Consider the following 12,878-nt stretch of genomic DNA (forward strand, 5'->3'; position numbering starts at 1 on the left):
CGGCGATCAGAGTCCGTGGTGGTGACCAAACTGACGTGGCGGTCGAACCCGTTCGAACGCCGGAACACGCACGCCGACAGCCACGTCGCAGTGACGAACCCGTCTGACGAAGTGTTAAGTGGATTCGCGCGCCAATAGCTGGCAGGATGGGCAACAAGAACAAGACGATCTCGTTCCGGGTCAACGAGGAGGCGTTCGCGGCGCTCCAGGAAATCGCCGAAGAACGCGACATCTCGTTGTCCGCCGTCTTTCGGGACTACGTCGACACGCTCATCGAACACGACGGACAGGTCGCGGTCGTGCCGGAGGACGAACTCGGAGAGAGCGACGACGAGAACGCGTTCCCGCCGACCGTGGAGGTCCCGAAGAGCTTCTTGCGCGAACACGAGCGGCTCGAACTCGAAACCGAACACCTGCGCGAGCAGTTAGAAGAGCACAAAGCCTACGTCACCGACCTCCGGGACCGCGTCGACGACGACGAAGAGGAGGTCCTCCTCCTCGACGACCTGGACGAAGACGAACCCTACCAGCTCGGGTGACCGGCCGCGCTCGGTTACCGCCCGCCTCACCTCGCCAACTCGTTTTTCGCCTCGCGGATCTCGGCCTGCGTCTCCCGATCGCCGTCGACACCCGCCAGCGCTTCGGCCGCTTCGAGCGTTCGAACGCCACTGTCCAGGAACGAGAGCACGTCGCCCGCGTAGGCGTAGACCATGTAGTCGTCGCTCATCACGTCGACGATCGCGTCGGGGCCGAGCCCCTGTGCCCGGAGATCGAGGAGGTATCGAACGAACTTCCGCTCCGGGCAGCCGCAGTAGGGGTTGTCGTCGCAGTCGCAATCGAGGAAGTCACCCGCGAAATCGAGCACCCGATCGCGAGTCGCGTCGTCTAATTTCTCCAGTCCCTCCCCCTGGAAGAGCAAGTCGAGCGTCGCTCCCTTGAACGCCCCCTTCGGTACGTTCGTCTCGAGCTGGGAGGCGAGCTGGCGGTGATTCTTGACGTAGATCTTGTCGGTGATGGCCACGCGTTGGCCGAGCTAGCGGCCGCCCGGCGAAAAGTCGTTCGGGTCGGCGCCGGCCCGGCCCGAATCGGTCGGAGTTTCCGATACCGTGCGGAGATATCGCACACCTGCGACGAGGCGAAATGTATATCAGGCCCTCAGCGGGTAGTTGTGAACGCATACGTGTCCGGGTTGGGGTAATGGTTATCCTTCAGCCTTGTGGAGGCTGAGAAGCGGATTCGATTTTCGCACCCGGACTCATAATATTTCTTACATTTTCACGGGCAGCCTCGGCGATGCGACAGCGCACAATTATCGGAAAACGGAAATCACCCCGCCAACATTTACTATAATTCGATCGGATACTGAATCGATGTATCCGTGTCCGACATGTGAACGAACGTTCGCAACCAAGCGGGGGGAGGGCTGTTCACCACACGAGTGTCCACGACGAGCGCCTCCCAAATAGAACGTGCAACTACTGCGGCAACGAATTCCACTCTCCGTACGAGAAGGCGTACTGCTCCGATGAATGTCTCTCGAAGGCGGACTCGTACGCCGGTGAGAACAATCCAAACTTCCGCGGCGGGAAGGATGAAACCGAATGTGATCTCTGTGGCACGTCCTTTTCCTATTATCCATCCGAGAAAAAGGGTCACTATTGCGCTGAGTGCGTAGAGACTGCTGAATGGCGTGAGATGCCGCCACTCACGGGCGAGAATAATCCCCGCTGGTCCGGCGGCAAACGCGCGTTCGAGTGCGCCGTCTGTGCCGACCCGGTCGAACGCTACCCCAGCAACGCCACGGGCGAGGCGGTCCTCTGTAGCGAAGACTGCCGCCGAACGTGGCTCTCCGAGTCGTTCACCGGCGACGGCCATCCCAACTGGAAGGGCGGCGGCAACGAACCATACGGCGAGGGCTGGGCCGCGACGCGACGGGCGGCGCTCGAACGCGACGGCTACGCCTGCGTCCGATGTAGTACCGACGCCGACGCGCTCGGCCGCAACCCCGACGTCCACCACATCGTTCCAGTCCGACACTACATCGAGGCCGACGATTTCGAGAAGACCGACGCCCACACGCTGCAAAACGTCGTAACACTCTGCCCACCCTGTCACCGGAACGCCGACTTCGGTCACGTGTCGGCCGGGACGTTGCGGGAGCTGATCGCCGTCGATCCGCCGCCGAGGGTTCCCGCCCCGCCGGACGCGGTACCCGGCTGAGCGCCAGACTGGCGGGTACGCTACGTCAGTCGGCGAGGCGTTTGTTCATCGGCGATACCGACCCACTCTGCTGAACCACGTCGAGCGCGGTCATGACGTCCGACTGGGAGATAATGCCGATCAGGTCACCGCCGTCCGCTCCCCAGTCCGCTTCGGGCGTGACGACGAGTAGCTGGCCGACGCCCGCCTCGCGCATCCGTTCGATCCCGGTCATCACGTCGGCGGTCGGTTCGATCGTCGTCGGCTCGTCACGCATGATCTCTTCGACCGTGTAGGCGTCGCGCTCTACCTGTTTGACGTTCCGCGCATCGGAGAGCGTGACCATGCCGACGAGTCGGCCGCCGTCGATAACGGGGTAGGCGGTGTGGCGCTCCTGGAACATGCGCTGGACGAGTTCCTGGACGGTGGTGTCCACACCGACGGTTTGCAGTCGATCCGCTGGCGTCATGATATCGGCCACCGTGACGTCCTGGAAGGCGGCTTTCATCGTCACCTGCTGTGATTCGCCGGAGGCAGCGATGTAGACGAACAGTGCCACGGCGATCAGGACCGGATTCCAGGCGAACAGGCCGAACAGCCCCATCAGAACGGCGAAGAATTTTCCGACGGTGGCCGCCTGTCGGGTGGCTTTCGCGTACGGCTGGTTGCGCGCAAGTAGCGCTCGAAGGACGCGCCCGCCGTCCATCGGAAACGCCGGAAGCAGGTTGAATATCGCGAGTACGACGTTCAAAATTGCCAGGTAGGCGAACGTAAAGCGGAGTCCGGCTTGCCCGCCGGGGGTGATCTGGAACGCGACGAACGAACCGATCCCAATCAACACGGAGACGATCGGTCCGGCGATGGCGATCGCGAACTCCTGGCGCCAGTTCTCCGGCATATCCGAGAGCGACGCGATGCCGCCGAGCAGCCAGAGCGTGATCGAGTCGATCGGATAGCCGAAGCGCCGGGCGGTCAGCGAGTGGCCCAGTTCGTGTAACACCACGCCGGCGAACAGGCCGATCGCGGCGACGAACCCCCAGAGGTACGGCGTTAGCCCGCCCGTGAGGGCGGCGACCTCGATACCTGCCCCCACCTCGTTTAAGATCTCCACCACCCCCTCGATCTGGCGACCGATGATGATCGCGAACACGGGGAGAATAAGCAAGAACGTGACGTCGAGCTTGATGGGAATCCCGAAGAGCGATCCGATCCGAAAACTCTTCCACATACCGACTCCTACCGTCGGTGGCCCCTTAAACTGTCCGCCGATTCGCCGCGAAGCGCCCGCGTAGCGGTCGAGGCTGGGCTGATTCGGCCACCGCCTGTGTCGGCGCTGGCGACTGGATGGACGACGACCGTGGACACCGATCGCACGGCATCTGCGGTTCGAAGCCTTTATCCGCGTTCTGGGCTTCGGTTCCGGTAAGTAACCACAACCATGTCCGACAAACCCGCCTCAATGTACCGGGATATCGACAAGCCGGCGTACACGCGACGCGAGTACATCACCGGCATCCCGGGTTCGAAGATCGCACAGCACAAGATGGGCGACACTACAGCCGAGCCGGAGGACTACCCCGTCCAGATCAGCCTCGTCACCGAAGAGGCGGTCCAGATCCGCCACGGGAGTCTCGAAGCGTCCCGCCTCTCCGCCAACCGACACATGATCAAGAACGCCGGCGAGGGTAACTACAAGATGATCCTGCGCAAGTTCCCCCACCAGGTCATTCGGGAGAACAAGCAGGCGACCGGCGCCGGCGCCGACCGTGTTTCAGACGGCATGCGCCAGGCGTTCGGCAAGATCGTCGGCACCGCCGCACGCATCGACCGTGGTGACCGCATCTTCACCATCTGGTGCGACGTCGAGGACGCTGCCTTCGCCAAGGACGCCCTCCGCCGCTCGTACAACAAGATCACGCCACCGTGTCGGATCGTCGTCGAGAAGGGCGAGCAGAAGCTCATCTCCTAGGAACCGAACTTTTGCTCTGCGGGGCGCCTGGGGCGCCCCTCGGCAAAACTTCGATGAAACGCACTCCTCCTTCCGTTTCGGGCGCGTAGCGCCCTTCATATCAGTCGTCGGCCCGCTCACTCGGCTAGGGCCTCGTTCACGGTACGGAACTAGTGTAAACCAGCCTTCCCCGTGCTCGCACGTGGATCGCTGCCGCGATCACGCGCTCCCGGCCATCAGGATCGGCATGGCGATGTTGGGTACCCGTGTTGGTCCCCGAGAGTGATCCACGTCCCGGTGCCGCCTCGGATACCTTTTTGCGCTCGCGCTCGCTCGTTCGGGTATGCTGGAGCTCGCGGTGGCGAATCGGGAGGAGACGTTCGAGCGGATGCGAGCGCCGCTGGCGGAACGGGGTATTCGGGCGAATCACGTGCCGGTGAGCGAGCGGGTCGTTCCGCTGGGTGACGGTGCGTCCATCGACGCGGGCGCGTACGACGTCGGCTTCGTGTACCCGGGACGGTTGATGGAGGGCGGCGTGGCCGACGCGATGCTCGACGTACCGTGGCTGAACGGGCTGTCGGCGGTGGCGACGTCGCGGAACAAGGCCGGCGTGCTGACGCGACTCGATCGGGCGGGTCTGCCGGTCCCCGACTCCGTGTACGTTTCGAACCCGGTCGACGAGGGAGACCTCGTCGACGTGTACGAGCGTTTCGAGCCGCCGGTCGTGGTCAAACCCAACTCGACGACCCGCGGCGTCGGCGTCGCGAAGGCTCACGACCGCGATTCGTTCCTCGGAATCTGTGACTACCTCGGGCTGGTCCAGGACTACAAGGCGACGGGCGACAAATCCTTCCTCGTCCAGGAGTACCTCCCCGACGCGACCGATTACCGGGTGATGGTTCTGGAGGGTGCGTACGTGGGGGCGGTCGAACGCCGGCTTTCCGATACGGCCCGCGAGGCTGGCCAGTGGAAACACAACGTCCACCGAGGGGCCACGGCGAGTGGCGTCTCCCTCTCAGACGACCTGCGAGTGATCGCCGAATCGGTCGCTGAAACGCTCGAGATCGACCTTTTAGGGGTCGACCTCCTCGTGACCGACGACCGCGTCCTCGTCAACGAGACGAACGCGAGGCCGACCATCGACGCGGCGACGAAGTACGAACCCGACTTCTACGACCGACTCGCGGACGCGATCGAGCGGCGGGTCGCGTCGGCGTAGTCGGGGACCAGGCCGTGATACCGCGGGTCAGAAAAGAAAAAACGAACGCGACGACGCGTCGGTCACTCGAGACTAATTCCGGAACTCTGTTCTGCGGGTTCGAAGACGACCTCGAGGACGCCGTTGTTGTAGGTCGCGCTCGCGGTGTGTTCGTTTACCCGGCGCGGCAGGGAGACGCGCTCGTCGTACTCCCGGTGTTCGCTCTTGGCCGAGATGGTCAGCGTCTTGCCGTCACACTCGAGTTCGATGTTTCCCTTCTCGACGCCCGGAAGGTCGGCCACGACGCGAATCTCGTCGGCCGTATCGTGGATGTCGACGTGGGTGTCGGAGCCGAACCCGTTCTCGACCGTCGTCGCCGAGGAGTCGAACTCGACGTTCGCACCCTTCATCATGTCGTTCATCATCCGCTCGATCTCGCGAAAGAGGTCGTCGAAGGGTTCGTCGCGGTCGTCTCGTCTCATGACGGTAGGTTGCGCCCGCCCGTGCAAAAGCTTTCTGTCGGCGAACGGGTTCGACGGCGTCCCACCAGCGGGTTCGCCAGGCGCGGTCGGCGCCCGTCTCAGAGGCCGATTCCCATCGCGTCGTTCGTCGTCTCGACACTCTCCTCGGCATCTGCCGCACCGGTGACGGCGCGGATCGCGTCCACGTTTTCGGGGACGACGTCCGACTCCTGGTGGATGGCCTGGAAACAGTAGAGGTCGCGCCCTTCGGTCGAGACGGACTCCTCCCAGATGCAGTTCTCCCAGAGGTCGCCTCGCGGTCGGCCGACGTCGTGGGCGTACTCCTTCAGTTTGCCGGCGCCGTCGATGTCGAACTCGTCGGAAACGAGGAAGAGTCGGTCCTCGCCGGCGAACAGGTCCCGGACGTCGGCGGCGTCGACGGCCGTTTCGAGCGTCACGTTGAGGCTGTGGACGTGCATCAGGGTTGCCGGGACTTTCAGCCCGAGGGTGTCGACGTCGACGTCGGGGAAGATGGTGTTGACGTCGGGTCCGTGGTGGGAGGGCACCGTCACCGGGTTCGGGAGGATGTCGTTGATCGGGCCGCGGGAGGTCTGGCCGGGGTCGCCGCCGCGACGAACCAGCGTCGCGCGTACCTTCTCGATACCATAGGTCTCGGACAGCGGTGCGATGACTCGCGAGAGACCGGTCGTGTTGCATGAGACGACGCGCACGTGATCGGCGTCTACGGCGTCGGCGTAGTTCGATCGCGCGTTGAAGCTCACGTCGGCGACGTCGGCGTCCTCGCCCCCCTGGTAGAGCGCCGGGGTGTCGTACTCCTCGTAGAGGGTTTTGTTCTTCGCGCCGATGCCGCTCGGGGTAGCGTCGACGACGACGTCGGCCGCCTCGACGAGCGCTTCGACGGGTCCGGCGATCTCCATCCCGGCGTCGTCGAACTGGTCTGCGCGCTCTTCGACCGCCGCGTACAGCGGGTAGCCGCGATCGAGCGCCGCCTGGGCTTCGAAGTTGGGTCGCGTCTTCGCGACGCCCAGCACGTTCATGTCCGGCTGAGCCCGGACGGCGTCCGCGACCCGTTTGCCGATCGTTCCGTAGCCGTTTACCGCGACCTGTATCATATGCGCGACTCTCCACCAGCGATGGGGTTAATCGTTTCGAGGTCTCCGTGCGGTGCGATGACGCGACTCGTTCCGTCGATCGTCTCCCGCGTTCCGACCGTTGGCCGACGGAACCCGGCCCGTGTTCTTCGGCCGACGAAACTCGGCCCGTTCCTCCGTAAACCGTGACCCGATCCAGTGATCTGTGGAGTGTTCGTGCTCGTGCGACCGAAATCTGACCGTCTCTCGGCCCGGTCGCGATTGAGAACATCTTTCCGCGGGCCGTACCCATACGACCGCATGGAAACCGATTCGTCTCTGGAGGATCCCGCTCGAACCGCGGTCACGCAGTGTCTCGCCCTCGATCCGTCGGAGTCGTGCGTGATCGTCACGGACGAGAAGCGCCGTCAGATCGGCGAGGCCCTCTACGAGGTGGCGAGCGAGATCTCGGACGACGCGGTGATCGCGAGGTACCCGCCGGGTGACACCCACGGTAGCGAGCCGCCGGCACCGGTGGCTGCCGCGATGGCCGACGCGGACGTCGTGCTGGCGCCGACGACGAAGAGTTTGAGCCACACGCGCGCTCGCGGCGCGGCCAACGAAGCCGGCGCCCGGGTGGCGACGCTGCCCGGGGTCACACCGGCGGTGTTCACGACCGGTCTCGACGCGGACTACGACGAGATCGCCGCCCGATGTGCTGACGTCCTCGAACAGGTCGACGCGGCCGACGAAGTCCGCGTGACGGGCGACGGCGGGACCGACATCACGTTCGACGTGGCGGATCGCGAGTGGAACGCGGATACGGGTATCGTCCACGAACCCGGCGAGATGTCGAACCTGCCGGCGGGAGAGGTGTTCGTCAGTCCCGAGTCGGCCACGGGTACGTACGTCGTGGACGGGACGATGATGCCCCACGGACTCCTGGCGGACGGACGGACGCTCACGTTCACGGTCGAGGACGGACTCGTCACAGACATCTCGGACGACGACATCCGCGAGACGGTCGAGACGGCGGCCGAGGAGGTCGGCGACGCGGCGTACAACGTCGCGGAACTGGGCATCGGGACGAACGTCGCAGTCACCGAACTGGTCGGGTCGGTCCTCTTGGACGAGAAGGCCGCGGGGACGATCCACATCGCCATCGGCGACGATGCGGGAATCGGGGGCGACGTCGAGGCGCCGATCCACTTAGACGGGATCGTTCGCGACGTGCAGGTGTTCGCAGACGGGGCCGAGGTCTCGTTACCGGACCCCGACGTGTGAGCGCTCTCACGTAGGGTGACGGCAGTAGGGTGACGCCACTCCAGCGGTCCGTCACTCGCGTTTCAGCGCACACTCGATCACTCGCGCTTCAAACCCCTTTTACGCGCGTAGATTGTATCCGTCGTCATGAGTGACGTCGAGGATCGACGGGCCGTTCCGTGTCCGTCGTGTTCACCGGAGCTGGAGACCGTCCACGAGGTACTCTCGGGAGGCGGCGGCTCCCTGACGGTTCGGTGTGGCGAGTGCAGTCACGTCCACAAGGTACAGCCGACGAACGATCCCGAGGTGACGCTAGACGTCGTCGTCTCCCAGGGCGGCGAGTCGACGACGGCGAACGTGACGACGCCGGCGGACGAGCCGATCGCCGTCGGTGACGAGTTCCTGCTTGAAACCGACGAGATGCTCGCGACGGTTCGCGTGACGAGCGTCGAACTCGACGGACACCGACGCCGCGAGGAGGCGTCGGCCGACGACGTCCAGACCGTCTGGACGCGCGAGGTCGACAACGTCGCCGTCAACGTGACGATCCACCCGCAGGACGGCAGCCGAGACGACAGCCGCGCGATACCGATCCACGTCCCCGGCGATTACGAACTCGCCGTCGGCGAGACCGAGACGTTCGGCGACGACGAGTTCACGATCGACGCGGTCGTCGTTCGCGACGACGCCGACGACTACGACCGCGACCGCTACGAGATGGAGGGTGACACCGTCCTCGCCAAGGACGCAAAGCGCGTCTACGCCTGGGACGAGGCGTCGACGGCGTGGTCGGCCTGGTGAGAGCGCGAGTTTCGCTGGATCGTCGTTCCGCGTCGAACTGATCGGTGTTTCCGCACGCCCGTTCGCCTGCCACCTCCGACCTGTTCGCCTGCCACCTCCGAGCTGTTCGCCTACCTCCTCCGAGCTGTTCGAGTACCTCCTCCGACCTGGTCGGCGGTCTCGCTCGACGCGGTCGGTTTGCTACCCCCTCACCGGGTCCGGGGTACGTCGGCGAGGGAATCTCAGTCGACGAGCTGACGGGCTCAGTGAGCGATCTTCTTGCAAGCAGGGGCGTCGGACACTGTCGAACTCTGAGCCGCACTCACGCACTGCCGGTCCCTACGTGTGCGGATTGTCGCTTACTGCGGCCGGGAACTGCGAAAATAGCGTCGCCGTCGACGCAAGCGCGTCTTTGATAGTGGTCCATCGGATAGCCGACGTATGGATCGTGCCGTCCTCAGGGAGGACATGGTCGACAGCCTCCAGCACGAGACGAAGGCGGTCCTCTCGAACGAGGCCGTCGCCGTGGCCATGCGCGACGTCCCCCGTCACGAGTTCCTCCCCGAGTCGGTCGACGCCTACGCGGACCGCGCCTACGAGTACGAGGGGACCCGGATTCTCTCGCCGAGTGTCGTGGCACGGCTCGTCCAGGCGCTCGACCCGGATCGGGGCCACTCGGTACTGATCGTGGGCGCCGGCGTGGGCTACACGGCGGCCGTGGTCGCGGAGCTGGTCGGCGAGACGAACGTCACGCGGTCGACATCTCGCGGCCGATGGTGTACGCGGCCCGTTCGAACCTCGCGAGCGCCGGGTACGACGGCGTCCTCGTCGACTGCCGGGACGGGTCGCGTGGACTCCCGACCTACGCCCCGTTCGATCGGATTCTTCTCGAAGCGGCGGCGATCGAACCGCCGTCTGCGCTCCGTTCGCAACTCACCGCTGGCGGCCGACTCGTCTATCCTGAGGGGTCGACGGGTCAGCGCCTCGTCGTCGAACACGGCGAGGAGCGAACCGACCTCGGTCCGATCTCGCTCGCCCCGATTCTCGTCGACGGCGAACAGTCCGGGGCGATCGAGAGAAACCGGATGGCCCGCGAGGATACCGAGTACGCACGCCGTCGAGCCGAGCGACGCCGTGGCTGGCAACTCGACTGGATCGACTGGGAGTGACTGCGACGTCGCACCTGGGGGTCCGGTCGGTCGCCTACTGGGTGCTCGGTCGGGAAAGATCGGTGGTGTGTGGGGGTCCACCGAATAAGGGATTGGGGGGTGGGGTGGGTGGCGACTAGTACCGTCGTAGCGCCACTTACTGGTATAGCGGCGAGGGAGTTAAGAATAACCCCTAACTGTATATGGTAGTCAAATATATTACACTAATTGATTAAACCGTCCCGTGGCCCACCACTCACGATCGGTGCAGTCCATTACTTGTAACCGTTACGCACACCCTCGCTCACACCCGTTCAGTCCACTCGTCACTCGCCGCTTCTACTCGACCGCCCGTCCACTCGCCGCTTCTAGCTCACTCTCACCGCGTCCGGTCGGCCGCCTGCGCGACCGGAGAATCCCACGGTACCGTTCGTCGGCGTACTCACCCCTTGCTGTCCGGTCGGCCCTCGAGCACGCGATCGATGAGTTTCCGCTGTGCCGCACGAAGGTGGTAGTGGAACGTGGGAGGAGAGATGTCGAGGGCCTCCGCGAGGTCTTCTCCCGTGCTCTCGCGTGGCCAGTCGAAGAACCCACTGTAGTGAGCAGACTGGAGCGCCTCGAGTTGTTTGTCGGTCAGGACGTCGGTCAGTCGACCCGGGAACCGTCCGCCCGCCAGTTCGCTGGTGTGCTCCCTGCGAGCGGTCAGTTCGGTGTCCGGATACTGGTCCTGTACAGCTTCGACGAGCGATCGGGTCTCTACGTGCGGCGGAACGACCACTGTCACGGTCGTCTCGCCGGCGTTCGCGACCGCACCGGTCAGGCGCGCGTCGAACTCGGCGAGGGTTTCGAGCACGTTCGTCGAGGAGACGGTCACGTCGAGCAACGTGGACTCGTCCCCGCTCGAGATGACCGAGACGGACGCGACGGCTGCAAGCTCGTCGACGAGCGAGTCGATAGCGGTCGGTTCGTCGTCCGCCAGACGAACGAACAGTGACCGTTCTCCCCGCGTCCGCTCGAGGATCCCTTCGAGGTGGAGCTGGCGGTCGAGGATTTCACACAGCCGATTGAAGAGAAAGAGCTCGTCGCGACAGACGAGTTCGAGCTCGATTCGCTGGTCGGTTACCATCGCTCGCATACGCTCTGCGGTCCTGATCGCGTGGCCGATCACCTCTCCCAGCTCTCTGAGGACGTCCCGCTCTCGCTCTGCGACGGCGTCCACGGCGGTCGCGTAGATCACGACTGCCCCGTATCGGCGCTCGCGTCCGGTCAGCGGCACCGCCAGCACCGTCTGGAACCCGTGCGTGAGCGCGATCGTCCGTCGGGGATTCCACGACGGGTCGTCGAGCACGTTCGAGACGACTCGCACCCGTTCTTCGTCGAGGGCGGAATTGACCAGTGAGACCTCGGGCGCCGACTCGCCGTCGGCGCGGATCCGATCGGCGTACGCCTCGTCGATTCCGGCCCAGGCGGATGGGTCCGACGGATCGCGGTCGGGCGCGAGCCAGGCCGCGATGTACCGATCCCCTCGCGCGAGTCGTGCGCACACGGTCTCTTCGATCTCGTTCCGGGTCGTCGCCTGCGCGACACCCTGCGTAATGTCCCTGACGAGCTCGTTCGTGTGGTCGAGTCGTGTCAGCTCCTCGTTCTTGCGCGTCAACCGCCTATCGTGCTCGCGGAGCAACTGTTCGCGTTCGGCCCGGTCGAGTGCGGCTTCGGTGTTCGCGGCGAGTATCTGGATGAGTTCGGTCATCGTCTCGTCGAACCCCTCGCGAACCTCGCTTCCGGTCACGAGCACCCCGTGTGATCCCAGCGGAACGATCACTTCGCTCCGTCGACGCAGCTCGTCGGTTCCCTCCCGGTCGGCGCTCGCGTCGGGAACGTACGTCAGTTCACCGCTCGAGAACGCCGCCCAGATCTCTCCGTCACCCTGTTCGTACCTCCGATCGGAATCGAGCGTGTCCGAAGAACCGGGCGACGAGGCAACGTGTTCGAGCGCGGCCGTGGTCGGTTCGAAGCGATACGTCGCCACGATCGGCACGTCGAGGATGTCCCCTGCAGTCTCGACGAGGGCGCGATATATCTCCTCTTTCGTCCCGGCGCGCATCAGGTCCCGCGTCGTCTCGTGGAGGCCGGTGAGCGTCCGCTCGTAGCGTTGTTCGCTCTGGCGTAACTCCGTCTCGGCGCGGTACTGGGCGACGGCGTTTCGGATCTGATTCGCCAGCAGGGTGTACTGTTCGCGACCGGACTTCTTCTGGAGGTAACCCGTGACGCCGGCGGCGATGGCCTCGCTCGCGATCTCCTCCGAGCCCTTCCCGGTAAAGAGGACGAAGGGCAGGTTCTCGTCTTGCTCTCTGACGGCCTCTAGGAGTTCGAGCCCGGTCATCGTGGGCATGTCGTAATCACTGACCACGCACTCGACACCGCCGTCTTCGACCGCGGCGAGCGCGTCCGGGGCGGTGGTGACGGTCGTCACGTCGAACGATTCGTCGGTCCGGGAGAGCATCTCCGCCGCGAGCTGGACGAAACTCGGCTCGTTGTCCACGAGCAACACGGAGATGCGTTCGGTCGAGGTGGGCGCTGACACGATCGGTCGTACTCGACCGATGAACGCCTGTATACTAATATATTAGTGTACGTCGTACCGTCCGGCGTGTCGGCGGCCACTACTGGCCCCGCGTCGCGTCAGCTAGTGGTCACGCGTCGGGCGCCACTAGAACAGTTCGTTCGACACCGGGGTCGGGTTCCATGCTCTCGCAGGTCACGTCTCTATTCCGCTATTCGCGGTTCGTG

The 12,878-nt window shown here is 64.7% G+C and carries 11 protein-coding genes and 1 pseudogene; 7 read left to right on the forward strand and 5 right to left on the reverse strand.

Annotated features, from left to right (window positions below):
• Positions 1-146: 146 nt before the first annotated feature.
• A complete protein-coding gene (locus NO366_RS08815; RefSeq protein WP_256533958.1) occupies positions 147-539 on the forward strand; it encodes a DUF8146 domain-containing protein in 393 nt (130 codons plus the stop codon).
• A 26-nt stretch (positions 540-565) separates the two neighbouring features.
• Here NO366_RS08815 and NO366_RS08820 read toward each other — a convergent pair whose 3' ends face one another.
• Positions 566-1,021, reverse strand: a complete 456-nt coding sequence (locus NO366_RS08820; RefSeq protein ID WP_256533959.1) for a DUF5814 domain-containing protein — start codon at positions 1,019-1,021, stop codon at positions 566-568.
• 674 nt (positions 1,022-1,695) lie between these two features.
• On the opposite strand from NO366_RS08820, the gene NO366_RS08825 reads away from it, so the two are divergent.
• Positions 1,696-2,220: an HNH endonuclease gene (locus NO366_RS08825; protein ID WP_256533960.1), complete on the forward strand. Its 525-nt coding sequence runs from the start codon at positions 1,696-1,698 to the stop codon at positions 2,218-2,220.
• A 25-nt stretch (positions 2,221-2,245) separates the two neighbouring features.
• Here the strand turns inward: NO366_RS08825 and NO366_RS08830 are convergent, their stop codons facing one another.
• Positions 2,246-3,427 carry a site-2 protease family protein gene (locus NO366_RS08830; protein WP_256533961.1) on the reverse strand — a complete coding sequence of 394 codons (1,182 nt, stop codon included), beginning with the start codon at positions 3,425-3,427 and terminating at the stop codon, positions 2,246-2,248.
• 210 nt (positions 3,428-3,637) lie between these two features.
• On the opposite strand from NO366_RS08830, the gene NO366_RS08835 reads away from it, so the two are divergent.
• Together NO366_RS08835 and NO366_RS08840 are read left to right on the forward strand one after the other, a co-directional pair.
• Positions 3,638-4,168 (forward strand): 50S ribosomal protein L16, encoded by a 531-nt coding sequence (locus NO366_RS08835; protein WP_256533962.1) that lies wholly within the window; start codon positions 3,638-3,640, stop codon positions 4,166-4,168.
• 322 nt (positions 4,169-4,490) lie between these two features.
• Positions 4,491-5,366: an ATP-grasp domain-containing protein gene (locus NO366_RS08840; RefSeq protein WP_256533963.1), complete on the forward strand. Its 876-nt coding sequence runs from the start codon at positions 4,491-4,493 to the stop codon at positions 5,364-5,366.
• Between the two features lie 62 nt (positions 5,367-5,428).
• Here the strand turns inward: NO366_RS08840 and NO366_RS08845 are convergent, their stop codons facing one another.
• Together NO366_RS08845 and NO366_RS08850 are read right to left on the reverse strand one after the other, a co-directional pair.
• Positions 5,429-5,827: an Hsp20/alpha crystallin family protein gene (locus NO366_RS08845; protein WP_256533964.1), complete on the reverse strand. Its 399-nt coding sequence runs from the start codon at positions 5,825-5,827 to the stop codon at positions 5,429-5,431.
• A gap of 98 nt (positions 5,828-5,925) precedes the next feature.
• Positions 5,926-6,939: a type II glyceraldehyde-3-phosphate dehydrogenase gene (locus NO366_RS08850; protein WP_256533965.1), complete on the reverse strand. Its 1,014-nt coding sequence runs from the start codon at positions 6,937-6,939 to the stop codon at positions 5,926-5,928.
• 279 nt (positions 6,940-7,218) lie between these two features.
• Between NO366_RS08850 and NO366_RS08855 the strand changes: the two genes are divergently transcribed.
• From NO366_RS08855 to NO366_RS08865, 3 genes and pseudogenes are all read left to right on the forward strand, one after another.
• The gene (locus tag NO366_RS08855; RefSeq protein WP_256533966.1) at positions 7,219-8,181 is read left to right on the forward strand and encodes an aminopeptidase; all 963 of its coding nucleotides are present in this window, start codon (positions 7,219-7,221) and stop codon (positions 8,179-8,181) included.
• Between the two features lie 126 nt (positions 8,182-8,307).
• On the forward strand, positions 8,308-8,961 hold the full coding sequence (locus NO366_RS08860) for an HVO_0476 family zinc finger protein (protein ID WP_256533967.1): 654 nt from the start codon (positions 8,308-8,310) through the stop codon (positions 8,959-8,961).
• Positions 8,962-9,381: 420 nt separating this feature from the next.
• Positions 9,382-10,109, forward strand: a pseudogene (locus NO366_RS08865) (protein-L-isoaspartate O-methyltransferase family protein).
• A gap of 421 nt (positions 10,110-10,530) precedes the next feature.
• On the opposite strand, the gene NO366_RS08870 reads toward NO366_RS08865, so the two are convergent.
• The gene (locus tag NO366_RS08870) at positions 10,531-12,672 is read right to left on the reverse strand and encodes a bacterio-opsin activator domain-containing protein (RefSeq protein ID WP_256533968.1); all 2,142 of its coding nucleotides are present in this window, start codon (positions 12,670-12,672) and stop codon (positions 10,531-10,533) included.
• Positions 12,673-12,878 lie beyond the last annotated feature (206 nt).

Origin of the sequence: Halovivax cerinus, assembly GCF_024498195.1 — an archaeon.
GTDB lineage: Archaea > Halobacteriota > Halobacteria > Halobacteriales > Natrialbaceae > Halovivax > Halovivax cerinus.